Source organism: Alkanindiges hydrocarboniclasticus (genome assembly GCF_001982605.1).
GTDB classification, from domain to species: domain Bacteria; phylum Pseudomonadota; class Gammaproteobacteria; order Pseudomonadales; family Moraxellaceae; genus Alkanindiges; species Alkanindiges hydrocarboniclasticus.
Map to the genome: position 1 here is coordinate 68,507 of NZ_MLCN01000003.1, position 25,161 is coordinate 93,667.

The 25,161-nt window shown below is 46.9% G+C and carries 23 protein-coding genes; 11 read left to right on the plus strand and 12 right to left on the minus strand.

Going from position 1 to position 25,161, the window contains the following annotated elements; translation table 11 throughout:
- Window positions 1-53 precede the first annotated feature (53 nt).
- Both hemF and ribA read right to left on the minus strand, forming a co-directional pair.
- A complete protein-coding gene (gene hemF / locus BKE30_RS00925) occupies window positions 54-1,046 on the minus strand; it encodes an oxygen-dependent coproporphyrinogen oxidase (protein WP_076876789.1) in 993 nt (330 codons plus the stop codon).
- Window positions 1,047-1,218: 172 nt separating this feature from the next.
- The gene (gene ribA, locus BKE30_RS00930) at window positions 1,219-1,818 is read right to left on the minus strand and encodes a GTP cyclohydrolase II (RefSeq protein WP_076876900.1); all 600 of its coding nucleotides are present in this window, start codon (window positions 1,816-1,818) and stop codon (window positions 1,219-1,221) included.
- Window positions 1,819-2,134: 316 nt separating this feature from the next.
- On the opposite strand from ribA, the gene dxs reads away from it, so the two are divergent.
- A complete protein-coding gene (gene dxs, locus BKE30_RS00935) occupies window positions 2,135-4,060 on the plus strand; it encodes a 1-deoxy-D-xylulose-5-phosphate synthase (protein ID WP_076876790.1) in 1,926 nt (641 codons plus the stop codon).
- A 182-nt stretch (window positions 4,061-4,242) separates the two neighbouring features.
- On the opposite strand, the gene BKE30_RS00940 is transcribed toward dxs, so the two are convergent.
- Complete coding sequence (locus BKE30_RS00940) at window positions 4,243-5,247, minus strand: zinc-binding dehydrogenase (protein ID WP_076876901.1); 1,005 nt, start codon at window positions 5,245-5,247, stop codon at window positions 4,243-4,245.
- A gap of 320 nt (window positions 5,248-5,567) precedes the next feature.
- Between BKE30_RS00940 and BKE30_RS00945 the strand changes: the two genes are divergently transcribed.
- The 3 genes from BKE30_RS00945 to BKE30_RS00955 all read left to right on the plus strand — a co-directional run bounded on the left by BKE30_RS00945 (window position 5,568) and on the right by BKE30_RS00955 (window position 8,472).
- Window positions 5,568-6,413, plus strand: coding sequence for an inositol monophosphatase family protein (locus tag BKE30_RS00945; protein ID WP_076876791.1), 846 nt, complete (start codon window positions 5,568-5,570; stop codon window positions 6,411-6,413).
- 287 nt (window positions 6,414-6,700) lie between these two features.
- Window positions 6,701-7,672, plus strand: a complete 972-nt coding sequence (locus BKE30_RS00950) for a CorA family divalent cation transporter (protein ID WP_076876792.1) — start codon at window positions 6,701-6,703, stop codon at window positions 7,670-7,672.
- A gap of 35 nt (window positions 7,673-7,707) precedes the next feature.
- A complete protein-coding gene (locus tag BKE30_RS00955; RefSeq protein ID WP_076876793.1) occupies window positions 7,708-8,472 on the plus strand; it encodes a hypothetical protein in 765 nt (254 codons plus the stop codon).
- Between the two features lie 196 nt (window positions 8,473-8,668).
- Here BKE30_RS00955 and BKE30_RS00960 read toward each other — a convergent pair whose 3' ends face one another.
- The 7 genes from BKE30_RS00960 to BKE30_RS00990 form a co-directional block, all read right to left on the minus strand.
- The gene (locus BKE30_RS00960) at window positions 8,669-9,649 is read right to left on the minus strand and encodes an oxidoreductase (RefSeq protein ID WP_076876794.1); all 981 of its coding nucleotides are present in this window, start codon (window positions 9,647-9,649) and stop codon (window positions 8,669-8,671) included.
- A gap of 6 nt (window positions 9,650-9,655) precedes the next feature.
- A complete protein-coding gene (locus tag BKE30_RS00965) occupies window positions 9,656-10,441 on the minus strand; it encodes a dCTP deaminase (RefSeq protein WP_076876795.1) in 786 nt (261 codons plus the stop codon).
- A 5-nt stretch (window positions 10,442-10,446) separates the two neighbouring features.
- Complete coding sequence (locus tag BKE30_RS00970; RefSeq protein ID WP_076876796.1) at window positions 10,447-10,767, minus strand: hypothetical protein; 321 nt, start codon at window positions 10,765-10,767, stop codon at window positions 10,447-10,449.
- Between the two features lie 12 nt (window positions 10,768-10,779).
- Window positions 10,780-11,397, minus strand: coding sequence for a dTMP kinase (gene tmk / locus BKE30_RS00975; protein WP_076876797.1), 618 nt, complete (start codon window positions 11,395-11,397; stop codon window positions 10,780-10,782).
- Window positions 11,398-11,660: 263 nt separating this feature from the next.
- A complete protein-coding gene (gene topA / locus BKE30_RS00980) occupies window positions 11,661-14,381 on the minus strand; it encodes a type I DNA topoisomerase (protein WP_076876798.1) in 2,721 nt (906 codons plus the stop codon).
- Between the two features lie 42 nt (window positions 14,382-14,423).
- Window positions 14,424-14,876, minus strand: a complete 453-nt coding sequence (locus BKE30_RS00985; protein ID WP_076876799.1) for an ammonium transporter — start codon at window positions 14,874-14,876, stop codon at window positions 14,424-14,426.
- A 108-nt stretch (window positions 14,877-14,984) separates the two neighbouring features.
- A complete protein-coding gene (locus BKE30_RS00990) occupies window positions 14,985-15,323 on the minus strand; it encodes a winged helix-turn-helix transcriptional regulator (RefSeq protein WP_083698379.1) in 339 nt (112 codons plus the stop codon).
- A gap of 171 nt (window positions 15,324-15,494) precedes the next feature.
- Between BKE30_RS00990 and BKE30_RS00995 the strand changes: the two genes are divergently transcribed.
- The gene (locus tag BKE30_RS00995) at window positions 15,495-16,244 is read left to right on the plus strand and encodes an SDR family oxidoreductase (protein WP_076876801.1); all 750 of its coding nucleotides are present in this window, start codon (window positions 15,495-15,497) and stop codon (window positions 16,242-16,244) included.
- Between the two features lie 128 nt (window positions 16,245-16,372).
- Window positions 16,373-17,167 (plus strand): enoyl-CoA hydratase-related protein, encoded by a 795-nt coding sequence (locus BKE30_RS01000; RefSeq protein ID WP_076876802.1) that lies wholly within the window; start codon window positions 16,373-16,375, stop codon window positions 17,165-17,167.
- A gap of 55 nt (window positions 17,168-17,222) precedes the next feature.
- Here BKE30_RS01000 and BKE30_RS01005 read toward each other — a convergent pair whose 3' ends face one another.
- The gene (locus BKE30_RS01005; RefSeq protein WP_076876803.1) at window positions 17,223-17,468 is read right to left on the minus strand and encodes a SlyX family protein; all 246 of its coding nucleotides are present in this window, start codon (window positions 17,466-17,468) and stop codon (window positions 17,223-17,225) included.
- A gap of 35 nt (window positions 17,469-17,503) precedes the next feature.
- On the opposite strand from BKE30_RS01005, the gene BKE30_RS01010 reads away from it, so the two are divergent.
- The 4 genes from BKE30_RS01010 (at window position 17,504) to BKE30_RS01025 (ending at window position 22,310) form a co-directional block, all read left to right on the plus strand.
- Entirely contained in the window at window positions 17,504-19,453 is a 1,950-nt protein-coding gene (locus BKE30_RS01010) for an ATP-binding cassette domain-containing protein (protein WP_076876804.1), read from the plus strand.
- Between the two features lie 4 nt (window positions 19,454-19,457).
- Window positions 19,458-20,156 (plus strand): hypothetical protein, encoded by a 699-nt coding sequence (locus BKE30_RS01015; RefSeq protein ID WP_143253613.1) that lies wholly within the window; start codon window positions 19,458-19,460, stop codon window positions 20,154-20,156.
- On the plus strand, window positions 20,153-21,088 hold the full coding sequence (gene lpxL, locus BKE30_RS01020) for an LpxL/LpxP family Kdo(2)-lipid IV(A) lauroyl/palmitoleoyl acyltransferase (RefSeq protein WP_076876806.1): 936 nt from the start codon (window positions 20,153-20,155) through the stop codon (window positions 21,086-21,088). Before BKE30_RS01015 ends, lpxL begins: the two co-directional genes overlap by 4 nt.
- A gap of 118 nt (window positions 21,089-21,206) precedes the next feature.
- Window positions 21,207-22,310, plus strand: a complete 1,104-nt coding sequence (locus BKE30_RS01025) for a glycosyltransferase family 4 protein (RefSeq protein ID WP_076876807.1) — start codon at window positions 21,207-21,209, stop codon at window positions 22,308-22,310.
- A gap of 384 nt (window positions 22,311-22,694) precedes the next feature.
- Here the strand turns inward: BKE30_RS01025 and BKE30_RS01030 are convergent, their stop codons facing one another.
- Complete coding sequence (locus tag BKE30_RS01030) at window positions 22,695-23,801, minus strand: endonuclease/exonuclease/phosphatase family protein (RefSeq protein WP_076876808.1); 1,107 nt, start codon at window positions 23,799-23,801, stop codon at window positions 22,695-22,697.
- 183 nt (window positions 23,802-23,984) lie between these two features.
- Between BKE30_RS01030 and asd the strand changes: the two genes are divergently transcribed.
- Window positions 23,985-25,109, plus strand: a complete 1,125-nt coding sequence (gene asd / locus BKE30_RS01035; protein WP_076876809.1) for an aspartate-semialdehyde dehydrogenase — start codon at window positions 23,985-23,987, stop codon at window positions 25,107-25,109.
- Window positions 25,110-25,161: the final 52 nt, after the last annotated feature.

Genomic DNA, 25,161 nt, shown 5'->3' on the forward strand with positions numbered 1-25,161 from the left:
CACTGCCTGATGAGCCTGTGCACGCAATCCATTACAATCAGACCCATAACTAGCTAGCTATCCAGCCACTCTCTTGGCTTTAAAAAATATTGGGTTAAACGGGCCTCAGGCGAGTCTGTTTCCCACTCCTGCCGATATGACCAACCCGCAAGGTTAGGCAGGCTAACCAGAATGGATTCAATGCGGCCACCAGTTTGCAAGCCAAACAGCGTGCCCCGGTCATACACCAAATTGTATTCAACATAACGGCCACGGCGGTAAAGCTGGAATTCACGCTCGCGCTCGCCATAGGGCTTATCCTGATATTTTTGAAACAGCGGAATAATGGCTTGCAGATAGCCATTGCCCACAGCCTGCATAAAGGCAAAACAGGTTTCAAAATCCCAGCCCATGGATTCTGTATTGACATCATCAAAAAACAGTCCGCCAATCCCACGCTGCTCATCACGATGCTTTAAATAAAAATACTCATCGCACCAACCCTTAAAGCGCGGATAAACATCCTCACCAAATGGCTGGCACAAATCATGTGCCACCTGATGCCATGCGACACAATCCGCTTCTTCAGGATAAAACGGCGTGAGATCAAAGCCGCCACCAAACCACCAGATGGGTGGTTGCCCTTCTTTTTCTGCCACAAACAGCCGTACATTGGCATGCGAGGTAGGCACATACGGATTGTTGGGATGAATGACCAGTGACACGCCCAGTGCCTGTGCCTTGGCCCCGGCAATATGCGGATGGCGCGCGGTGGCTGATGCAGGCAGGTTTTTAATATCAATGTGGGAAAACATCACCCCACCTTTTTCAATCACTGTACCGCCCTGCAACACGCAGGAACGACCACCACCACCTTCCGCCCGTGTCCAGTCATCAGGCACAAAACGGGCACTACTACCGCCAGCACTTTCCTGCTGCTCCAGTGCTGCACAAATCCGCGCCTGCAAGTCCAGCAAAAACTCACGCACCCGCTGGATATCCGGGTGGCTGGATGAGGGTGACTCGCTTGAGTGCTGTGGTGATACTTCACTTGAAAATAGGGTCATGGCAGCATCCAGAACAATAAAAAGAAATAATCATGAGCTGAGCTGCTTATCATAACGCAATCCCATAAAAAAATTATGGGATTTTGGACTTATTTTTATGTGTCTAGCCCGCGCGCGGTGCAAGGCTTCCATGCACTTGGTGGCCGTTCCAGCTAGCAAGTACATGGAAGCCTTAAAACAAATGGCGCATCCGCTGTTGCTTGGTGGCCAGATAACCTTCGTTAAACGGATTTTTGCCTACCTGAAGCGGTACACGCTCTACCACATTAACGCCCAGTTGTTGCAGCGCCTCAACCTTGGCCGGGTTGTTGGTCACCAGTTTTACCTTGCGAATACCCAAATGATCCAGCATTACCTTGCACATCTCATAGGTCCGGGCGTCGGCAGGCAGGTTCAGCAGCAGGTTGGCATCCACCGTATCATGGCCCTGATCCTGCAAGGCATAGGCGCGAATCTTGTTGGGCAGGCCAATACCACGCCCTTCCTGACGCAAGTACAGCAACGCCCCCTTACCGGTTTCTTCAATCATTTTTAAGGTCGCGTTCAACTGCGGGCCGCAATCGCAACGCAGGGAGGCAAAGGCATCGCCCGTCAGGCATTCAGAATGTAAACGCACCAACACCGCATCAGCCTGCACCCCTATCTGGTTATGCAGCAGGCCTTTGGAAAGTGCCACATGTTCCTCACCGGTTGCCGGGTCTTCAAATACCGAAATATCAAATTCACCATGCGCCGTCGGGAGTTTAGAGGTGGCAACAAATTGTATGGGCACTACATTTTCATCCACAAACATTGAAGTGAAGTAGTATAACGAAAATAAGCACCAGATAAACTAACCATCTTATTGTTCAGTTACGTTTAACAATACAAAATATTCCACCGATTAAATGACAAAATCTGCTAAATTAACAGGCAATTAATGCGAATTCCTGACAACAATACTAGGACATCCATGCAGCAAATGATACGATTTGCGCCTAATATTGCCTATTCGCTTTGCTGATTAAGCTTAGACGCAAGACGCCGATTTTAGTCAATCGACACTCAATCCCAGCTGAGGAATGCCAGGCTAGCAGGTATATCGCCACATGATGTATGACACAATCCCAACCGCTCGTCCCGCTACGCCACTTCTGGATAGTATTGACCAGCCCAGCCAGTTAAAGGTGCTCAATACAGCACAATTGCTGCAACTGGCTGATGAATTACGCCTTTATCTTTTATATGCTGCGGGTCAAAGCGGCGGGCATTTTGGTGCCAATCTGGGTGTGGTGGAGCTTACCATTGCCCTGCACCATGCGCTGGATACGCCCAAGGACCGTCTGGTCTGGGATGTCGGTCATCAGGCTTATGCGCACAAGGTGCTGACCGGACGCCGCGAAGCACTGCCTACCATTCGTAGCAAGGACGGGCTGGCAGCCTTTCCAACCCGTGAAGAATCAGCATTTGACACCTTTGGGGTAGGCCATTCCTCAACCTCCATTTCAGCAGCGCTTGGCATGGCACTGGCGTTGCGCTACCAGAAAGATGACCGCCGGGTGGCCTGTGTGGTGGGCGACGGTGCAATGACTGCCGGCATGGCCTTTGAAGCCATGAATGATGCCGTACAGCACAAGGCTGATGTGCTGGTGGTGCTTAATGACAACGACATGTCCATTTCCGGCAGTGTGGGTGGATTTGCCAAACATCTGGGTGCGCTGTGGAAAAAAGGTCAGTCGGTTTATTTAAGCGATAACGGCGAAGTCTCCATTCAGCCGCATCCCAAATGGGCATTTAATCCGCGCGTGAACAGCAATGATTCCGCCGAAAACTTGTTTCATGCCATTGGCTTTGAATATTTTGGCCCGATTGATGGCCACAACCTTGAAGAACTCACTCGCATACTGGCCTTGCTTAAAGACCGTAAAGGCCCGCGCCTGTTGCATGTGTATACCACCAAAGGCAAGGGTTTTATCCCGGCTGAAGCAGACCCGATTGGTTACCATGCCATCAGCAAGCTCAGCAGCAACATCATTAATACTGTTAAAAAACCGGATGAAAGCCCACCGCTTAAGCCGCAGAAATATGCCGATGTGTTTGGCCAGTTCCTGTGTGATCAGGCTGCGCTGGATGACCGCCTGCTGGCTATTACGCCGGCCATGTGTGAAGGCTCAGGCATGGTGCAGTTTGCCAGCCAGTATCCCGAACGTTTTTTTGATGTGGCCATTGCCGAACAGCATGCCATCACGCTGGCGGCTGGCATGGCCTGCGAAGGCTTAAAGCCCGTGGTTGCCATTTATTCAACGTTCCTGCAACGTGGCTATGACCAGCTTATTCATGATGTGGCCCTGCAAAACCTTGATGTGACCTTTGGCATTGATCGTGCCGGACTGGTGGGTGAAGATGGCCCAACGCATGCCGGGGCGTATGACTATGCCTACATGCGCACTATTCCACATTTGATCCTGATGGCGCCAAAAGATGAAAACGAGTGCCGCCAGATGTTGCACACGGCATATCAGTATCCGGGGCCAGCTGCCGTGCGTTATCCACGTGGTACTGGGCCGGGTAGCCATATTGCCACCGAATTTACCACACTGGAAATTGGCAAGGCTGAAATTCTGGCACAGCATCATGTAGACGCAAGCCAACAGATTGCCCTGCTGGCTTTTGGCAGTATGGTAACGCCAGCGCTTAAGGCGGCTGAACAACTGGCTAGCCCGCAACTGGGTGTAACGGTGGTCAACATGCGCTTTGTCAAACCACTGGATCAGCAATTGCTGGTACGACTGTCCAGTCAGGTGAGTGCATTTGTAACCATTGAGGAACACGCCATTATGGGTGGTGCTGGTAGTGCAGTGAATGAAAGCCTGCATGAACAGCGTATTCTCAAGCCTGTGCTTAATCTGGGTTTGCCGGATAGCTTTTTGCATCAGGCCACCCATCCGCAAATGCTGGCAGAATGTGGCCTCAATGCAGATGGCATTACGCGTGATGTCCAGCAGTTTATGAAAAGTCTTGCTGACATAGCGTAGCTTCTCATCTGGAATTTAACTCTTTATAGCGCTAATTTGCATTAGGTTGATCCAGAAATAAGGCACTTCATCAAATAAGTGCCTTATTTTATATCCGCTTCACTAACAGACTTTAATAAATCCAGCCATTAAGGCCCAAGTGATTGATAAAATTATTAAAGCCGTAGAATTTACCTCGCCAATCAAGCTTTAAAACTTTCATTAATCAGTGCCAGCTTGCCAATATGCCCGCCCTGAGCCAGTTGCTCATGGGCAAGGTGCGCATCCTGCAAGGCATAGGTTTTGAATAATTGCGGCTTGATCTTCTCTGCGGCAAAAAGTGGCCATACCCGCTCCTGTAACTGGCGCAAAATTTCCGACTTTTCCTCTACGGTTTGTGAGCGCAAGGTTGCACCCAAATGGGTGAGACGCTTAGCCAGCATGGGGAATAAATCCAGCTCCTTAACCTTGCCCTGTGCAACGCCAATTTGCACAATCGTGCCATTCATGGCTGCGGCCTGATAATTGCGCGGGACATACTCCCCGGCAATAATATCCATGACAAAGTCCACACCACGGCCTTCTGTGTGCTGCTTGACCTGCTCCACAAAATCTTCATCGCGGTAATTAATTGCCACATCTGCCCCCAGCTTCAGACTGGCATCCTGCTGCGCCTTACTGCCCACCGTGGTAAAAATCTGGGTGGCCCCCAAGGCACGGCATAGCATGGTGGCTGTGGTACCAATGCCTGATGTCCCGCCATGAATCAAAATGGACTTGGCAGCCGTAAACCCAGCCCGCATAAACAGGTGCGCCCACACGGTCATAAAAGTTTCCGGCACAATAGCCGCTTCCATCAGGCTTAAACCGGTGGGTACCGGCATTACATTGCGCACGGGGGCTACCGCATACTGGGCATAGCCACCCCCTGCAATCAAAGCGCATACCTCATCACCTACCTTGTAGCTACTGACTTGCCCGATCTCAGTGCCCAAGGCCATGATCCTGCCAGCAATTTCCAGTCCCGGAATATCGGTCACTCCGGCTGGCGGGTTATACAGGCCCTTACGCTGCATTACATCGGGGCCGTTAATCCCAGCGGCTGCAATTTCAATTAGCACCTCATTTGGCTGCGGTACAGGAATACTGCGTTCAGTGCGTTTTAAAACTTCTGGCCCACCGGGGCGCACAATTTCAATAGCCTGCATTTTCTGGTTCATGTTGTGGTTCATTGTCTGGTTTACTCATCTTTTTTGCAAAAAATTTATGCTGCTATTTAACCGCCCTGCCCTATTTATTGCTGTCCTGCTTTGTAATATTTGCTGTAACAAAACCGGTAAAAGGTTAAATTCCTTATCTTAAATCTTTAGCGCCAGCGTAAACCTGCAAAACCTGCTACTGATTAAGCAGCCGAGGCATTGCAGACGCCATGTAATAATCCACACGAGCAGGCATAAGTTTGCTAAAATGACCGGCTAGACTTGTTCTATATTCTTTGACGTCTTTAATTAATTCAAATGGGTGAATCATGGAACCTATGGTGGTGATGGCTGCGCGCGCGGCACAAACAGTTGGCAGTGAAATTTTAAAAGCGCATCAAAATCGCCATAAGCTGGATCTGCAAATTGAAAGTAAGGGCATGGATGGCCCGGTTACCCGTCTGGATCGCTATATTGAAGAACTTACTATTGCCACCCTGAAAAAAAGCTATCCCAAGCACAGCTTTCTGGGTGAAGAATTTGGCCTGCAAGAAGGTCAGGGTAACGATGCCGACTGGTGCTGGATCATTGATCCTTTAGATGGCACCGTTAATTTTATTCAGGGTTATCCGCATTTTTGTGTATCGATTGCCGTGCAGCACAAAGGTGTGACCCAGCATGGCGTCATTTATGACCCGGTCAAAGACGAAATGTTTACGGCCAGCCGTGGTCAGGGTGCCCTGCTGCGTGATGTCAGTGGCACCCAGCGTCGCATTCGCATGACACCCAAAGACACTTTACAAGACACTTTTCTGGCGGTGGGCTATCCATATGCCATCATGCGCAATGGCGAAGTCGTATCATATGCCGAGCAGCACTTCAATACCCTGCTGGCTGTGACCAAAGCCGGGGCGCAAATTCGTCGTGGTGGTTCTGCCGCACTGGATCTGGCTTATGTGGCTGCTGGCCGTTTTGATGGCTACTTTGAGCTGGGCTTAAAACCATGGGATCTGGCAGCAGGTGAACTGATTGTCAAGGAAGCGGGTGGTATTGTGGTGGATGCCAAGGGCGGCAATGATAGCCTGAACAATGGCCAGATTATTGCCACCTCCATGAAATTGCTCAAACCGCTGATGCAAACCATTGTACCAGCCTGGGGCGATGCGATTCGCTAGGCCAGCCTAGGCGGTTCGTGCTTAAGCTGGGCAATGGGTCCAGCTTAAGGTTTAACCTGTAATAATCCCTTCACTTACTTTTCAGCCAAGCTACCAGCATGAAAAAAAATAATCATAAAATCAGCATGGAAAATGAAGTGCTGTTTGCCGTACTGGTTCTCTACCTGTTGATTGTTGGCATTATGGTAATTGTGCACTACTGGCACTTTGAACCATGAGCTTTAAAATAACCTCTACAATATCAAGCCCTGAGTAACCAACAAAACAAACAATAACCGAGTTATCTTATGATCAACAGCCTGATTAAAACCCAGCAAGAATTAAAAATTATTTCGGGCCTGCCTGAAGTACAGGAAGATTGCCAGATCATCTGGCTTGAGATCAATGCACCTACTGTGGAAGAAGCGGCGCTTTTGCTCTCGCGCTTTGGTATTGACATCGCTAGTCAGCACAGCAATATCATTGAAATTGACTGCTTGTTATATATGCGCACCAATTTGCTAATGCGGGATCAGCACGCCACTCCTCATTTTGGTCAAGTCACTTTTATTTTGGGTGATCAGTGGGTTGCCACCTTAAGCCAGCAGGCAGATTTTCATCCATTTAACCATGTAATTTCGCGCTTACGCAAAAAAACCGGCAGCACCCGCAATCCAAGAGCGGTACTGCGTTTCCTGCTTCAGGCGGCTAACGATGCTGCTGATAGCAGTATTGATCAGATTACCGATGCACTTGAACGCATGTCCGATAATATCTTTGAAATTTCAGAAGGCCACAGCATCGATGGCCGTGAACTGGGCGTACAGGACCTGCTTAAGATTATGCGCCGCCTGAATGAAAAGGAAAAACTGATTTCACGCTGTCTGGAATCGCAGCTATCCCTGGCGCGCGTGGTGCGTTATTTAAGCAGCGAAGTAGATAACTTAAAAGAACCTGAGCTACAGGAACTGGTGAATGAACTGGCTGCGGATGTAGCGGGTGTCAAGGAACATGCCTATTTTGAACATGAAAAAGTGCGCTATCTACAAAATGCAGTCACCAACATCCTGAACATCAAGCAAAACCAGATCGTCAAGATTTTTACCATTATTACCGCAGTGTTTCTGCCACCGACGCTGGTTGGCACATTTTATGGCATGAATTTTTCAGTCATGCCGGAACTCTCGTGGAAATATGGTTTTATTTATTCCATGATTCTCACCATTGCGGCGGCGCTACTTCCTCTGATCTATATCAAGCGTAAAGGCTGGCTCCGTTAAGCCAACCTGATTCAGCCACCCCACAAGGACAGCTTATGTGGAAAAAAATCCGGGTTTTTATTTTGCTGCTGGTTCTGGCTGTGGTAGTGATTCAATCGCTACAGGACAAATCTGACCTGAACTGGAAAAATAGCTTTTACGTGGCCGTGTATCCCATCAATGTGGAAAACAATCCGCAGGTGGCGCAGTACATTCAAAGCTTGCAAGTGCAGGATTTTGCAGAAGCTACTGATTTTTTAAACAGTGAAGCCAAGCGCTATGGTATTCAGCTGTATCGCCCGATTAATATTGTCTTGGGTAAACCCATTGGCCAGTTGCCGCCCGCACCCCCGGTAAATGGGGGTATTTTTGAAGTCATGCTCTGGAGTTTAAAGCTACGTTATTTTGCCTGGAGGCATGAACAAAACTTTAGTGTGCATCCACAAATTCAATTGTATTTACTGTATTTTGATCCCAAATTACAACCTAGGCTAAGTCACTCCACCGCCCTGCAAAAAGGTCGTGTGGGCCGGGTTAACCTGTTTGGTGATGCCAGCTATAGCCAGCAAAATCTGGTGATTTTAAGCCATGAACTGTTGCATACCTTGGGTGCGACTGACAAATATGATTTTGCCAATAACATGCCAGCCTTTCCCGATGGCTACGGCAATCCGCAGCAGCAGCCGTTATTTCCTCAAGCCAAAGCAGAACTGATGGGCGGAAGAGTTGTGATTAATGAAAATAAAGCCGTGATTCCTAAAAGTCTGACGTACACTGTGATTGGTGAAAAGACGGCGCGGGAGATTGGCTGGGTGAAGTAGATTTCTAAGCAAACACAAGAAAAAATTTCTTTAGAGCTTGCTCTTGCGTTAATAATTTTGATAATTGACCCAAACCAATAAAAAAGTCTACTTTTACGCCTTTTTCTACATAAGCTAAAATAATATTTTTTATGCAATTTCTTAATAATCAGAGAAATATTAAATCAAAATTTTGTAATTTAAATTATACTAATTTTCATAATTCCGAACTAGGAATATTCCATTGAGGACATTCAAGCTCCTGCCTTGCTCTTGAATAATAATGGCACTTTGAACAAGAATTGCACCTAACTTTATCAGAAAAAAGAAAATTAGGTGATGCTATCAGATCTCGACAAATTCCTATATGCAAATTATTTGGATTTTTTTCGTGCATCATATATCCATATGAAAGTCCTGAAGATATAAAATTTTGCTCAGGGAATTGATTAGCAACAGCTATTTGCCGCGCTATTCTTTCTTCAATATTTTTTGAGTAAGGGTATATCAATCGCTTATTTATATTATAAAAACCATCACTTAAATCATAAAAATCAGGTTTGACTGACTGTATAAAAGACTTAATATTTAAGATCTCATCTAGACATGGATCACCTGTTATTAAGCTTATTCGAATAGAAGAATCTATATGATGCTTTTTCAATAATAAAAGCCAATCATTTATGCAGCTTAAGACTAACCCATAATGTACTGTAAAAAATGGTTCTATAAGTAAATTAAATAAGTAACCATGAGCTGCATGGAGCTGAATATGACGGAAGCCATGTTCGATTGCTAACTCTGTGCCTTGCTTTAAATTTTGAAATTGCTCTAATATAAAATTTTCATTAAATTCAGAGGCATAACCTTTATATAATGAAACATTATCTAATTTAGAAATAAAGCTATATTGACCTTTATAGCCCATCCATGTGCTAGCCAACTGTATGCCAGGTATGCTTCCTTTATTTTCTATTCTAGATGCTAATTCTTTCCATATTTTATCACTTGTTAAGTTAGGTGACCTCTCATTAGTCCCGAAACCATTTGGAATCACTACATTTCCTACAATAGCGCAATACAGTTTTTCACTAGCTCTAGCCTCATAAAACTCAATAAACTTTTGATTTATTAAGTTATCTCCATCCGTCATTCCTGTATTAACAGCTAAAAAAAATTTTTCCTTTTGAACCTGCATTTAAATTTACTTACTTATAAAATATTTATAAAAAAATGTAAATACTGAAGCAACAATTGTACTTACAACATTAATAAAAATAGCAGCTGATATATTATCTATTTTATCCATAAATAAAAGTATAACTGTAGCTAAATTAACAAAAACTAGAATTACTAAAGCAATTTGTAGTGCAGTAATACCAGCTTTTAATACTTTTAGAAGATTTGATATTTCAAAAGGCAAAACAGAATATGCTTCTTCTAAAGGTGAAGGCTTCATTCTCACATGATCTTTTACATCATTATATTCATATTGCAGATGTGTTGGGACAGGCCAAGTTTGCGCGCTGAAACCATGCTGACCTGAATATGACCGACTATCTTCCATTAGTTGGCTAAAATCTATTTTCGCAACTTTCTCCCCAATATCTAAAACAATATATTTAGAACTATAATTATAGAGGACTAGCCCTAATTGCCCTTTAAAACCAGGATCTGCAATGGTATTAACTGCACTTAAACCTATGCTAAATAATGAACCTTTAGTTACAACTCGGCCTAATATATTAGAAGGAATATCTAAATGTTCTTGTGTGATCAACACAACCTTATGCAATGGTTTAATAAGGATTTTTTTGCCATCTTCATTTTTTGCTGTCAATTTTTTTGATGGATTTTCTGTTAAATCAAAATAATTTTCACTAGCTGTCAATTCATAAGAAGCTCCTTTGAGATTATTAGAATCAAATCCCTTTATTATAATCTTATTTAGAGCAGCTTGCTGTTCAATATATTTATCGCTAAGAATCATTTTTTCTATTTCCAGTTAAGCAAAATAATTCTTTCAAGACATTGATCAATAGCTTTAACATCAGTTTTATCAATTGAATTCTTACTGATTAATTCTGAAATATTTTTGTGAAAGTTTTCTTTAAAAGGCTTCGCTAAAGCTAAGTTCCAATCTACCAATGTATAACATATAGATATTAAATAAGTTTTCATAGAAGGATGTTTAAATGCATAACTATTCAATAAGTGGAATAATTCCTTTTCTAAATGCTGATTATTTTTTAATAATGTATCAAACTCATTTAGGACTACCTGTGTATCAGGATCAAGTAAATCTGGAAATTTCATTACAATACTCACTTATAAGTTATTAATTGAATCAATAATACGTTGATGAATATTTTGAACGGGTAAATCCGCAGGAATTTTTACGACCTCACCCTGATATTCCTGAATCACTAAATCATAATTTTTCTTAACAATTTTGAGTTTTTCAATGTTTTCATATGCATCTTTGACAGAGCGATTAGACATACGTGCTAAAGACACATCAATAGGATTATCTAAATAAATAATTAAATCTGGCTTTAAAAAATCTTTGTTAATTTCATAAAGAAATTGTCGTTCTTCATGTGTTCTAGAATGATAAACGTAAGATGAAAAAAAGTATCGAGTACAAACAACATTGAGACCTTTGTTCAAAAAATTTTCCATTCCATCAATAGGATTATGCAAATGATCATGTCTATCAGCAGCAAATAGAAGAGCTAACTGCTTATCAAAGAGAATTTCATCTGAACAGACTGTTACTCTCCCTTTAAAGATCTCACGAATAAGATTTCCAATAGGGCCATTAGATGGTTCATAAGTTAGATGAGACTTATTTCCTTGATTATTTAAATAATCAAAAAGTAATTGTGATTGCGTAGAGGTTCCAGAACCATCAATACCCTCTATAACAATAAATTTGCCCTTCATCTTTTACTCATCTTCAAATTAATAAGAGTAGCTTAGCAGATCTGCTTTTTTACTAAAAAAGCTATCTGTATATTCATAGTTCAGATTGATATTCTAACATCTCTTATATAACATTGATTAAGAACTAACCATAGCGTTTGAAGAGCTTAAAGCTCCTCTAACATCCATATCTTTACTTTAGTATAGGCAAACTATTAAACTGGCGTGATGTGTCTCAACAACCCACCATGTCAGCTACGTAGCTTTAATATCTATTAAAAAACTTAACCCTCAACCCATTTACCATCTTTAAACACCATCGTCCATTTGGTTTGCTTGCCGTCTTTTTCCGAAGAAATATACTGCGCCCCGTTTTTACGGCTCCAGCGCACAATGGCCGGATTGCCGTCCGGGTCAGTATCAGGGGCTTTAAGCAAATACTGATACTTGGCGGCAAGCTGGTCTTTGACGCTACGCAACTCGGCAATGGTGGGCGCACGGGTTTCACGTACCTTTGGAAACTTGCTGGCGGCCAGAAACAGGCCTGCTGCGCCATCACGCAAGATAAAGAAATCATCATGCTTGGTGGAACGCAAATGCGGCATTTGAATGGGATCTTCCCGTGGCGGTGCAGCCTCACCACTTTTGAGCACCTTGCGGGTATTGTCACAGCTATCGCAGGCAAAATATGGCCCAAAGCGGCCGGTTTTGAGCTGCATCTGGCCGTCGCACTTGTCACAGGGAATAGTTGGGCCATCATAGCCCTTGATCTTGAACGTGCCTTCTTCAACCAGATAACCATCACAGTCTGGATTATTGCCACACACGTGCAGCTTGCGGCCACCGTCAATAATATAACTGTCCATGGCGGTGTCACACACCGGACAGCGTTTCTTGGCCATCAGGTCGGCGGTTTCGGCACTGTCATCATCAGCAGCCAAGGCCATCAGTGACTCGGCTGGTGTCAGATTCATTGTGCCCTTGCAGCGCTCTTTTGGCGGCAGGTTATAGCCGGAGCAACCCAGAAACACGCCGGTAGAACCAGTCCGAATCTGCATCGGACGACTACACAAATTACAATGGATATCTGGCACTTCGACGGGCTGATTACGGCGCATGCCGCCATCCTGCGCATGCGCATGATCCAGCTTGCCTTTAAAGTCGGTATAAAAACTGTCCAGCAGGTTTTTCCAGTCACGCTCGCCGGTTGCCACTTTATCCAGTTGCCCTTCCAGATCGGCAGTAAAGGCATAATCCATCAGGTTGCTAAAGTTTTCATTCAGGCGGTCAGTGACAATATCACCCATTTTTTCCGCATACAGGCGCTTGTTTTCCAGCTTAACGTAGCCACGATCCTGAATGGTAGAAATAATGGCCGCATAGGTGGATGGACGACCAATGCCTTTTTTCTCCAATTCCTTGACCAATGAGGCTTCGGTAAAGCGTGCCGGTGGCTTGGTAAAATGCTGGCTCGGATCAAGCTTAACCAGCTTAAGCTCTTCACCGACCTTAACGCTTGGCAACAGCACATCGTCATCCTGCTTGTTGGCACCACGCACCCGGGTAAAGCCATCAAACACCAGCGTACGGCCACGCGCTTTTAGTTCAATTCCATTGGCATCTACGGTAATGGTCGAGGACAAATATTCCGCCGGATTCATCTGGCAGGACACAAACTGGCGCCAGATCAGGTCGTACAGGCGCTGTGCATCACGCTCCATGGTAATGAGCTGATCACCTTTTAGCCCTACATTAGATGGTCGAATGGCTTCGTGGGCTTCCTGCGCGCCGGCCTTGCTGCCATAGCGGTTTGGATTGGCAGGCAGGTATTTGTCACCGTATTCATGCTCAATGTGATGACGCACCATATTGACGGCATCATTACTTAAAAACGTTGAATCGGTACGCATGTAGGTAATAAAACCACCTTCGTACAGACGCTGTGCCAGTGTCATGGTTTTCTTGACGGAAAAACCAAGTCGTGTGCTAGCTGCCTGTTGCAGGGTAGATGTAATATACGGCGCACTGGGATTAACCTTGGTGGGTTTATCTTCACGTGCAATAATTTTGTATTGCGCATCTTTTAGCAAAGCCAGCACGGCATCGGTTTGTGCCTTGTTTTGCAGTTTCAGCGTTTTGCCATTTTGTTTTACGGCTTCAAGGCGGATTTCATCGTTTTGATTTTTGCCTTGACTGTTTTTGCCCTGGTTTAAGGTATCCGCAAAAATTTGCCAGTATTCTTCCGGGATAAACGCCCGGATTTCACGCTCACGCTCTACTACCAGCTTTACGGCCACTGATTGCACCCGGCCTGCTGATAGGCCACGGGCGATTTTTTCCCATAGCAGCGGCGACACCATAAAGCCCACCACGCGGTCTAAAAAGCGACGGGCCTGCTGCGCGTTGACCTTGTCAACATCAAGGCGACCCGGCGTTTTAAAGGCATCCTGAATGGCATTTTTGGTAATTTCGTTAAACACCACGCGACGATAACGCTCGGGTTTGCCACCAATTACCTGCTGCAAGTGCCAGGCAATCGCTTCCCCTTCCCTGTCCAAATCCGTTGCCAGATAAACTTCATCAACCTGCGCGGCCAGTTTTTTCAGCTCACTAACCACATTTTCCTTGCCGGGCAACACTTCATAGTGCGCTTTCCAGCCATGTTCCGGGTCAACCCCCATACGGTTAACCAGTGCCTGCTGGGCTTTGGCTTCTTTTTCAGCTTCAGTGAGCTTGGTTTTGGTCTGGCCTTTAGCTGCCGTTGATGTTTTGCCGCCACCGCTGGTTGGCAGGTCACGCACGTGGCCCACGCTGGATTTAACAATATAATCCTTGCCCAGATATTTATTAATGGTTTTGGCTTTGGCAGGTGACTCTACAATAACCAGTGCACGTGCCTTTTTAGCCGTACTGATATCCTGATCATCATCAGGCAGGGCAGTACTGCTGGCTGCCTTACGGCTTCTGGCAGTTGTTTTTGTGGTAGAGCGTGGCGCTGTTGGCATAGTGCTTCGGTTTTCTCAAAAAATTAAGGTAGCTTGCTGAATTTAAGCCTGCTGTGCAAAGGACATAAGGGTATTTTTCATTTTTTCAAGCTGTTCGCCATGCAAATCGCTTTCTTCATTCCAATACAGGCCTGCACAGTTGGCTTGCATTTCTAGCGCGTATATTCCCTTTAAATCGAGGGATTGTCCATCAAATTGCGTATTCCCGGTCTGCACATGCAATTTTTGCTCTTTAACCCGTGCCTGCATGAGTGGCAAGCGGGCGTCTGGCAGCAAAATACTGTAAAACGCCACCATACCACCCTCACGACCCGAAGGTGTAGTATGGTGAATCCATGCCGGTGCTGGCATCAGGCGGGGATGCAGACCCATTTTGCGCGCACGGTCCCGCATCTGGCCCAGTGCCTTTTCGCGTGGGCTTACCCGCAGGCCCATAATAGAGCCCAGAACAAACAGGATAATAAAGCCAATGATCCAGTAAGCCGTTGCACTCATGATGTATTATTCCAGTTCAAACGCTTTATATTAGAGTGCCTAGCCTGTTGTATAAAGGCAAGTTATTATTTTTTGGCGCTCCATATCCGTCTTAAGCTGCCTAAGCATTTATTTGTGTAGCAGATAGGCAGCATGCTGCTCCATCCATACTGCCAACCCGGCTAAAGGCTGCTTTAAGGTTTTACCCAAGGCGGTAATCTCGTATTCAACCCGTGGTGGTATTTCAGCATATACCGTCCGTTGAACCAGACCTTTTTCTTCAAAAGCCCGCAAATGCTTGGTTAGTTCCTTTTGAGTCACTGGTGCAAGGTGCTTGAGCAACTCACCAAAACGAACCGGCTCATCAATAATGATCAAGCGATACACAATGGGAATAGACCATTTGCCTGAAATTAAGTTGACAAACTGCATCATGGGGCACTGGTACTCTTTAGGCGTTATGGTCATTGTTACTTCCTGAGCTGTGTGGCAAATCATTACTTTTTTTTACATTATTAAAAAGTAGCTCAGGCTGCATTTGATTCCATCTGCACCCTTAGTATCCTTTTGGTGCTTACTATACTTTAGATACCAAAGTAATAAAAATAAACTGTATTGATCTCTCAAAAGGCACAACGCATGAAACGTTTACAGAATAAAAATGCACTTATTACTGGCGCAACCAGTGGCATAGGTCTGGAAACTGCCAGACAGTTCATTGCCGAAGGTGCCAATGTCATCATAACGGGGCGCTCTGAGCAGCGTTTGCAGCAGGCTGTTGCAGAATTAGAGGGCAAGGCCGCTTATGTTGTTTCTGATGCCAGCGATGTGAGGGCACAAGCTGGTTTGGCCCAGCAGATCGGCCAGCACTTTCATGCGCTTGATATTGTTTACCTGAATGCAGGTGATGTCACCCATATGCCACTGGCCGCATGGACCAGCAGTGATTTTGACCGTGTATTCAATACCAATTTTAAAGCCCCCTTCTTTTTGCTTCAGGCTTTAAATCCCTTACTCAATAATCCGGCATCAGTCATTTTATGTGGCTCGGTCAGTGCCCATATTGGACTGGCACAAAGCAGTGTTTATGCAGCCAGTAAAGCAGCGGGCCGTTCACTGGTCAGGACTTTATCCAGCGAGTTACTGGCGCAAGGCATTCGCCTCAATATGCTCAGTCCTGGCCCAACCCACACTGCTGCTTTTGATAAATTAGGATTAACTGGCGATGCCAAAACTCGCATGATTGACGACATTAAAAATCTGGTGCCGCTGAAACGTCTGGGTGAACCTGTTGAGCTTGCCAAAGCTGCTGTTTATCTGGCCTCAGATGAATCGCGCTTTATGGTGGGTGCTGAGCTATTGCTGGATGGCGGTGTATTAAATCTTTAATATCAGCAAGTTTCAAAGCATGGGCTGCTGTCTTTCAATAAATATCAACTTTGCGGCTCATGCTTTTTTCTCGTCATCTGCCAATAACACACGTTATGATGATGCAGTTTTATCGATTGAGCACAACAATGACGCTTGCATACATGACTGCACCCCATCAAAACCTGAATGCCCAATTGCATGACAATGGCATTCTGGAACTGGTTCTTAACCGTCCTGAACGCAAGAATGCGTTTTTTGGTGACTTTTATCTGGCGCTGGCACAGGTACTTAATGAAGCTGACCAGTCCAATGCGGTGCGTGTGGTGCTATTGCGTGGTGAGCAGGATTTTTGTGCTGGCAATGACTTGCAGGACTTTATTGATAATCCACCCCAAAATACTCAGGCACCGGCGTTTGCGGTATTGCGGGCGGCGGCCAACTTCAGCAAGCCACTGGTGATTGCCATTAAAGGTGTGGCGATTGGCATTGGTTCGACCCTGCTGCTGCATGCCGACCTCGTGTATACCGATGCCAAGGCCCGCTTTCAGTTACCATTTTTAACGCTGGGGCTAGTGCCTGAAGGTGCATCTACTTTATTGCTGCCACAGCGCGCTGGCTATTTAAAAGCAGCCGAAATGCTGCTGCTGGGCGAGCCTTTTAATGCACAGGCTGCATTGTCTGCCGGTCTGGTTAACCAGATTATTGAAGATGAAGACGTCTATGCCTATGCCATGAATAAAGCCAAACGCCTGACCCAATTGCCCATGGTTAGCCTGAAAATGAGCAAGCAATTGCTGCGCGGCCAGACGCCACAGGTGCTGGAGCAGATTAATGCCGAAGGGGAGCTGTTTATTGAGCGTGCCCAGTCTGCGGCCCTGCATGAAGCTGTGGCTGCCTTTAAGGAAAAACGCGCGCCGGATTTTAGGCAGTTTGAAGATTAAGTGTTTTAGCGTGCACAACAGAATTTAATCTATTGTCATAATCCACCGCAATACATTAATAATGCGGTGGAATTTCCTGTGATGGGTCAAATGGTTCCACACCGTTTTCACCATTCTGGTAAGATTCCACCCGCTGATACAGCACCTGCATTTGTTTTTGTAAAGCCAGAATGGTTTGCTGCTGACTGGCCACCATCTGGTTTAAAGACTCAATAAAATCATCCTGAAATGCAATTTTAACTTGCAAATCCTCAATTCGTGCGGAAAATGTGTTTTCCAGCTGGCGTAACTGTTCGTCCACGGTATTGCTCTCCTCATTTATGGAAACCCTTGTTTATGGCACTTATTAGCTTACGCGACATCCATCTGGCCTTTGGTGGCCCTGCCCTGCTGGATGGCGCAAGCTTTGTTCTTGAGCGCGGTGAGCGCGTGTGTCTGATTGGCCGTAATGGTGAGGGCAAATCCACCCTGCTCAAGCTGATCAATGGTAGCTTAACGGCAGACAGTGGCGAAGTCAGCATACAAAATAATTTACGCTTATCCATGCTGGAACAGGACGTGCCGATGAGTTCAGGCGCTGTGGCTGATATTGTGGCCGGTGGTGCTGGTGAAGTTGCCCAGGTGCTGATTGACTATCATCATGCCAGCAATGCGTGCGTGGCTGGGGATATGGATGCCTGTGTACGCATGGGCGACCTGCAAGGCAAAATGGATGACATGGGTGGCTGGGCGCTTGAGCGACAGGTCGACACCATCATGAACAAAATGGGACTGGATGGTGAGGCAGATATTGGCGACTTATCCGGTGGCCGTAAACGTCGGGTGTTATTGGCACGTGCATTACTCAGCGAACCCGATGTGTTGTTGCTGGATGAGCCGACCAACCATCTCGATGTAGAAAGTATTGAATGGCTGGAGCAATTCCTGCTGGACTGGCCAAATTTAACCCTGTTATTTATTTCGCATGACCGTGCATTTGTGGACAAACTGGCGACCCGTATTGTCGAGCTGGATCGTGGTGTATTGCGCAGCTATGAAGGCAACTATGCGCGCTATCTGGAACTAAAAGCCCAGCAACTGGAAGCCGAAGAAAAACAAAATTCCAACTTTGATAAAAAGCTGGCTGAAGAAGAAGTGTGGATTCGTCAGGGTATCAAGGCACGCCGTACCCGTAATGAAGGCCGTGTACGCGAACTCAAAGCGTTGCGGGAAGAATTCAAGGCACGCCGCAGTCAACAAGGTAATGTGAACCTGAATGTTCAGGATGCCAAAAAATCCGGCAAGCTGGTGTTTGACATCGAACACTTATCCTTGCAGTTTGGCGACAATGTACTGGTCAATGACTTTTCAGCACTGGTCATGCGCGGCGACCGCATTGGCCTGATTGGTGATAACGGTGTGGGTAAAACCACCTTGATCCGTGCCTTGCTGGGTGAGCAGGAGCATGGTGGTACAGTTCAGGCCGGTACGCAACTGGATGTGGCCTATTTTGACCAGTTACGCAACCAGCTGGATCTGGAAAAAACCGTACAGGAAAACGTCAGTGCCGGCAGTGACTTTGTTGAGATCAACGGTGCCAGACGGCATATCCTCAGCTACTTGCAGGACTTTTTATTTTCGCCACAACGTGCGCGTACGCCAGTAAAAGCACTATCCGGTGGCGAGCGCAATCGCCTGTTGTTGGCACGCCTGCTATTAAAGCCATCCAACCTGCTGGTAATGGATGAACCAACCAATGACCTTGATATGGTCACGCTGGAGCTGCTGGAAGAAATGCTGGGTAGTTATCAGGGTACCTTGCTACTGATCAGCCATGACCGGGCCTTTGTTGATCAGGTGGTGACCTCAACCTGGGTGTTTGATGGCAAGGGCGGCATTGAAGAGTACATTGGTGGCTATCAGGATTATCTGACTCAGAAAGCCCAGCAATCCAAATACCAGAACGTACAGGCCAGCAGCCGTGATTCATTCAAGGATCAGAAAGCAGCACAAAAGGCCGATCCAAACTCAGGGCAAAATGCCAAGGCAGATCATCAGCCTGTCGTATCCAAAAAAGTAAAATTGAGTTATAAAGATCAACGGGAACTGGAAGCCTTGCCGGACATCATTGCCGCGCTGGAAGCTGAACAGGAACAGCTGTCTGCAAAGCTGGCCGATGGTAGCTGGTTTACCACCGATGCACAGGCAGCCACTCAGGCCACTACACGGCTGGCCGAGATAGAACAAGAACTGATGGACAAACTGGAGCGCTGGACCGAGCTTGAGGCCGCCAGTCAAGGAGAGTAAGACAATGCTGGGTATGAAAAAAACACGGATAAAAACCATATGGCTTATAGGGATGGCTGGCCTGTCTATGGCCATTGGTGCCTGTAGCCATCATGCAAAGATTCAGCCCAACAAGCCACTGGCACAAACCAATCAGGTGTACTACGCCCCGGCACAAACCTACAATCTGGACCTTAACTCGGCTGTTCTGGCAGGCAAGCTTAATTTGCAGGATAGCTGTACCCCTGAAGGCAACAGCCTGAGCATTGCCGACCAGATTGGCCGTTTTTACCGGATTGATGCGATTAACCTGAATAACAATCCCAAGCTGCCCGGTGCCGGTGAGCAGGATATTGTGGCACTAAGCAGCCAGATTGGCCAACTGTATGCGCAACTGTATCAGGCACAAGTCACACAGGGTGCTGTTAAACCGGTACGCTCCAGCCTTGGGGCATCAGGTTATCTGGTGCTTAACCAGAACAGCGAGCGTTTTATTGGTCTGCTCATCCATAAGCGTGGCGACTATGCTTATGTGATTCAGCATACCCAGCCGAAATATGATGAAGCCACCATGCAGCAAATGTTGGCGCAACTGGCCAGAAATGTACAGGTTCCGGGCCGCCAGATTAAAAACTCTGGTTCTGAAATGGCATTATCCATTGATTTAGCCACCGCTACCCCGGCACAATTGGCAGACTGGAAGAAAACTGCCCACTGTTCATGAGTTCATCACCACACCACACCACAGAACCTCAATTCTCACGTGCTTTTCTGGCCCCAAAATACTGGGGCATCTGGCTATGTATCCTGCTGCTGCTGCCATGGGCTTATGCCCCCTGGCTGATGCAGCGTGTCCTTGGCCGCATCATTGGTCAGCTTTTGTGGAAAGCGCTTAAATCCAGACGCAAAACCACACTAACCAACCTGCGTGTCTGTTACCCCGGGCTGACCGATGCCGAGTACCAGCGTATGGGGCTGGATGTGTTTGAAAACATGGGCATTGGTATTCTTGAAAGCCTGACAGCCTGGTACAACCCCAAGCGCTTTAATGGCAAAGTCAGCATTAGCGGCCTTGAGCATTTGCAACAGGCACAAGCTGAACAACGGGGTATTTTAATGCTGGGCCTGCACTCGACCCTGCTAGATGCCGGTGGACTGCTGTGCAGCTATTACTTTAATCTGGATGTGGTCTACCGTCCGCAAAACAACCCCATGCTGGACTGGCTGATTTATCGCTCGCGGCATAACATTTATGATCAACAAATTGACCGTAGCAATATCCGCCTGCTGGTACGCCGCCTGAAGGAAAAAAAGATAATCTGGTACTCACCGGATCAGGACTTTGGCCTCAAGCAAGGGGTGATGGCACCTTTTTATGGTGTGCCTGCCGCAACCGTAACCGCACAGCGTCGCCTGATCAAGATGACCAATGCCGCAGTCATGTCCATGCATTTTTACCGTCAGGATGACCGTAAACCGCATTACCACATCCACATTACGCCTGCCCTGCAAAACTACCCGACCAATGATGAAGTCGCTGATGCAACCACCAGCAACCAGTTGATTGAGCAGCAATTGAATCTGGCACCCACCCAATACATGTGGTTTCACCGTCGCTTTAAAACCCGTCCTGAAGGTTACTCCCGAATTTACTAGGCCTATTTATTTCACCCATTGGTCAGGCGCGTTTACCAAACTGATTTTGACTCCTCTAAAAAACTGAATACTATTTCAAGAAAATCCTTGCCTCTTACCCATATTCCCTGAGCCTGCTATGAAAGTCATGCAACTTCTTCCTGAACTGAACAGTGGCGGTGTAGAACGCGGCACACTGGAAATTGGGCATGCGCTGGTGGCCAAAGGGCATGAATCAGTGGTGGTATCCAATGGGGGTCGTCTGGTGCCGCAACTGGAACAGGAAGGGACGCGTCACCTGCAACTGGCCATTCATAAAAAATCTTTTAGCAGCCTGTTTAAAATCAGGCCATTACGCAAGCTTATTGTGCAGGAACAACCGGACATTGTGCATGTACGTTCGCGTGTGCCTGCATGGATTACCCATTTTGCCCTGCGTGGTATTGCGCCAAAAAAGCGCCCGCATTTGATCAGTACCGTGCATGGCATGTATTCGGTTAATGGCTATAGCGCCATCATGACTAGGGCAGAACGGGTGATTGCAGTGTCTGATAGCGTGGTGGATTATATTCACCAGCATTATCCACATTGCCCAAAATCCAGTATTGTGCGGATTTACCGCGGCATTAACCTGCATGAATTTCCACACGGCTATCAGCCCCCGGCAGCATGGTGGCACATGGTGTACCAGCTTTTTCCCCAACTGGAAAACAAAACGCTAATTACCCTGCCCGGTCGTATTACCCGCCTTAAAGGACATGAATACCTGCTGGAATTGATTCAGGTCTTAAAAGCAGAATTTAATGTGCATGGGGTGGTTGTGGGTGGTGCAGATGAAAAAAAACAGGGCTATCTGGACGAACTTCACCAGCGGGTTACGGACATGAACCTACAGGAACATGTCACCTTTGTTGGCCACCGCAGTGATATCCGGGAATGGCTGGCGGCCAGTGATCTGGTGCTGTCCTTATCCACCCAGCCCGAAACCTTTGGTCGCACCACGCTAGAAGCACTGGCACTGGGTACGGCGGTAGTGGGCTGGAACCGTGGCGGCGTAGCTGAAATTTTAAACCGCTGCTATCCTACCGGTCTGGTTGAACCAGAAAATGCCGATGCCCTGTTCAGAAAAATTCACCAGTTGCTGGCTACACCGGTAAAACCCGCACCGGTACAGGATTTTCAGTTGTCAGAAATGACTGATCAAACCATTGCCTTATATCAGCAAGTGATCGGATCAATATAGAAAGTTTTTTAGAAAATTGATTTTTACAGAGCACTGATTGAACCAGAAAATTTTTTAGATTTTAAGCCATTACTTTCATTAGAAAGCTTTTATTATATGCTGAATAACACAAACCCGAGCGTGGCGTCCTGCCTGCTCGGGTTGATGCTTGCGGCTGTGCTCTCGTGTGTTATTGTATCCTGCTTTCCCTGTCGCGTATCCTGTCCGTGATACTGTCTTTCCTTTCAGCATTACCCTTTACAGGGTATCTATCCCTAGCTGGCCTGTTCCGTGCCATGTCCTGCGCTGATGAAGTTATCTTATAAATTTTTTGGCCAGCAACATAGACGCTAAACTCGGCACTTAATGTAAGTAATTGCTTACAGAATGTCACTTATTGACACATTATTGCTCAATGATGATTTGATCTGTCACTGATTTTTCGGCCTTTTCTACCCCTTCCTTTATTTTTTCACTGGCTTCCTGATAATCACTGGCATCTACATCCAGCGGTTGCTGCTCAGCTTGTGCAGAAGGCATGTACTGCAAGCGGGTTAATACCGGAAAATGATCCGAACCAACATCTGGCAAGCGCTGCATGGTAATCAGGGCAAAATCCGGGCTGTGAAATACATGGTCGAGTGACCAGCGTAACAGCGGATAGCTGGCATGAAAAGTATTTACAAAATGACGGCCAACCCGTGGGTCAAGCAAGCCACTAATGCGCTGGAACAAGCGCGTGGTGCGCGACCAGGCCACATCATTCAAATCACCCATGACAATACAGGTCTGGTCTACCGACGCAATATGCTTGCCGACAATCAGCAGTTCGGCATCACGCAAGGTCGACTCATAGGCCTCGGTTGGGCTAGGTGGCTTGGGGTGCAGGCAGTACAGCTTGACCTTTTTGCCAGATCGCAAGGTCACTGTGGTGTGGATCGAAGGAATTTCCTCACTGAGCAAAAACTTGACTTCGGTCTGCTCAAGCGGCAGGCGACTATACAGGTGCATGCCATACAAATTGTCCAGCGGAATACGTACTACATGCGGATAGTCCGGCTCAATACTGGTTAATGCCTGCTCCCAGACCTTGTCAGTTTCCAGCGTCAGCACCAGATCCGGCTGGTGCTTGCGGATTTGTTCGATCAGCAAATAGTGCTTGCGGTTGGGCGTTAATACGTTGGATACCAGCATGCAAATCTGCTGGTCCGGGTGCGGCGTAGTGACCTGTTTTACCTGCTTGGGCCAGACCATGGTATACGGAATGACCATTTTAATCTGGTAAGCAAGGGCGGCAGCCAGCAGGAACAATATCAGGCCACGCCATATATCCCAAGGCGTAGGTAATACCAGCAAAAGCACAAGATCAGTCAGGCCCAGAGACAGGATTTGCAAGCGTGGGAAGTCAAGGTCACGCACCCACCATTCATCACGGGGAATCAGCGACCATGCTGTTGCAAACACCACGATTAAAGCCAGCACTTCCAGGCTGCGTAAAGTTAATTCCAGCATGTTTTAACAGTCAGTATTTTTCATGCTTAATCATGCCTTAATTTCAGAACTTTTTGCATGGTTTTTACCAGCCCTCAACATTTGAACTTTTTGTGGTTTATTGCATGCTAAACGTGCAGCCGCCACGTAGTTTTGTTAAACTCGGATACTTTGTACACTGAATGCAACTTGAGGCGTAATGATATGAAAGTGGGTTTGGTTGGTTGGCGCGGCATGGTGGGTTCTGTGCTGATGCAACGTATGGTTGAGGAAAATGACTTTGCGCATTTTGAGCCATACTATTTTTCAACCAGTAATGCAGGTGGCGATGCGCCAACGTATGGCAATAAAACCGCGCCTGCCCTGCTGAACGCCACTGATATTAGCGCCCTAAAGCAAATGGATGTCATTGTTACCTGTCAGGGTGGCGACTATACCAGCGAGATTTTTCCCAAGCTGCGTCATGACGGCTGGAAGGGTTACTGGATTGATGCGGCCAGCACCCTGCGCCTGCAGGATGACGCCATTATTGTGCTCGACCCGGTGAACCTGAATGTTATTAAAGATGGTCTAAGCAAAGGCATTAAAAACTACGTGGGCGGCAACTGTACCGTATCACTCATGCTGATGGCTGTTGGTGCGCTATACCAGAACAATCTGGTGGAATGGATGACTGCCATGACCTATCAGGCCGCTTCTGGTGCCGGTGCGCAAAACATGCGTGAACTGATTGGCGGCATGGGCTACCTGCGTGATGGCGTTAAGGATCTGCTGGACAATCCAGCCAGTGCCATTCTGGACATTGACCGTCAGGTGGCCGAGCTGCAACGTGGCGATGCGTTCCCCAAAGCCAATTTTGGTGTTCCGCTGGCCGGTTCCCTCATTCCTTATATTGACAAGCAGCTGGACAATGGCCAGTCGAAGGAAGAATGGAAAGGTCAGTCGGAATCGAACAAGATTCTGGGCCTGCAAGGTCAGGATATTATCCCGATTGACGGCCTGTGTGTGCGTATTGGCGCCATGCGTTGCCACTCTCAGGCACTCACCATCAAGCTTAAAAAAGATGTGCCGATGGATGAAATTGAAGCCATGATCCGTGAGTCCAATGACTGGGTCAAAGTGGTGCCCAACACCCGTGAAGCCAGCATGACTGACCTGACCCCGGTTGCCGTAACCGGCACACTGAGCGTTCCGGTGGGCCGCATGCGCAAGCTAAATATGGGTAACCAGTATCTGGGTGCGTTTACCGTGGGTGACCAGTTATTGTGGGGTGCTGCCGAGCCGCTACGCCGCATGTTGCGCCTGCTGATTGAACATCAGTCTGCTTAAGCAGCTCTAGCGTCAATGAAGAACGGGCAAGGAATCAGAGATTGAGTAACTT

Excerpts from the sequence above, each read along its gene's own strand:
- topA (WP_076876798.1), bottom strand. The coding sequence starts at position 14,381 with ATGCCAACAGCGCCACGCTCTACCACAAAAACAACTGCCAGAAGCCGT.
- tmk (WP_076876797.1), bottom strand. The coding sequence starts at position 11,397 with ATGAAGGGCAAATTTATTGTTATAGAGGGTATTGATGGTTCTGGAACC.
- BKE30_RS00955 (WP_076876793.1), top strand. The coding sequence starts at position 7,708 with ATGTGGAAAAAAATCCGGGTTTTTATTTTGCTGCTGGTTCTGGCTGTG.
- BKE30_RS01025 (WP_076876807.1), top strand. The coding sequence starts at position 21,207 with ATGAAAGTCATGCAACTTCTTCCTGAACTGAACAGTGGCGGTGTAGAA.
- BKE30_RS01015 (WP_143253613.1), top strand. The coding sequence starts at position 19,458 with ATGCTGGGTATGAAAAAAACACGGATAAAAACCATATGGCTTATAGGG.
- BKE30_RS00985 (WP_076876799.1), bottom strand. The coding sequence starts at position 14,876 with ATGAGTGCAACGGCTTACTGGATCATTGGCTTTATTATCCTGTTTGTT.
- BKE30_RS00970 (WP_076876796.1), bottom strand. The coding sequence starts at position 10,767 with ATGAAATTTCCAGATTTACTTGATCCTGATACACAGGTAGTCCTAAAT.
- BKE30_RS00960 (WP_076876794.1), bottom strand. The coding sequence starts at position 9,649 with ATGCAGGTTCAAAAGGAAAAATTTTTTTTAGCTGTTAATACAGGAATG.
- BKE30_RS01010 (WP_076876804.1), top strand. The coding sequence starts at position 17,504 with ATGGCACTTATTAGCTTACGCGACATCCATCTGGCCTTTGGTGGCCCT.
- asd (WP_076876809.1), top strand. The coding sequence starts at position 23,985 with ATGAAAGTGGGTTTGGTTGGTTGGCGCGGCATGGTGGGTTCTGTGCTG.
- BKE30_RS00965 (WP_076876795.1), bottom strand. The coding sequence starts at position 10,441 with ATGATTCTTAGCGATAAATATATTGAACAGCAAGCTGCTCTAAATAAG.
- BKE30_RS00995 (WP_076876801.1), top strand. The coding sequence starts at position 15,495 with ATGAAACGTTTACAGAATAAAAATGCACTTATTACTGGCGCAACCAGT.
- BKE30_RS01000 (WP_076876802.1), top strand. The coding sequence starts at position 16,373 with ATGACGCTTGCATACATGACTGCACCCCATCAAAACCTGAATGCCCAA.
- BKE30_RS00945 (WP_076876791.1), top strand. The coding sequence starts at position 5,568 with ATGGAACCTATGGTGGTGATGGCTGCGCGCGCGGCACAAACAGTTGGC.
- BKE30_RS00940 (WP_076876901.1), bottom strand. The coding sequence starts at position 5,247 with ATGCAGGCTATTGAAATTGTGCGCCCCGGTGGGCCAGAAGTTTTAAAA.
- BKE30_RS00950 (WP_076876792.1), top strand. The coding sequence starts at position 6,701 with ATGATCAACAGCCTGATTAAAACCCAGCAAGAATTAAAAATTATTTCG.
- BKE30_RS01030 (WP_076876808.1), bottom strand. The coding sequence starts at position 23,801 with ATGCTGGAATTAACTTTACGCAGCCTGGAAGTGCTGGCTTTAATCGTG.
- BKE30_RS00990 (WP_083698379.1), bottom strand. The coding sequence starts at position 15,323 with ATGACCATAACGCCTAAAGAGTACCAGTGCCCCATGATGCAGTTTGTC.
- lpxL (WP_076876806.1), top strand. The coding sequence starts at position 20,153 with ATGAGTTCATCACCACACCACACCACAGAACCTCAATTCTCACGTGCT.
- hemF (WP_076876789.1), bottom strand. The coding sequence starts at position 1,046 with ATGACCCTATTTTCAAGTGAAGTATCACCACAGCACTCAAGCGAGTCA.
- dxs (WP_076876790.1), top strand. The coding sequence starts at position 2,135 with ATGATGTATGACACAATCCCAACCGCTCGTCCCGCTACGCCACTTCTG.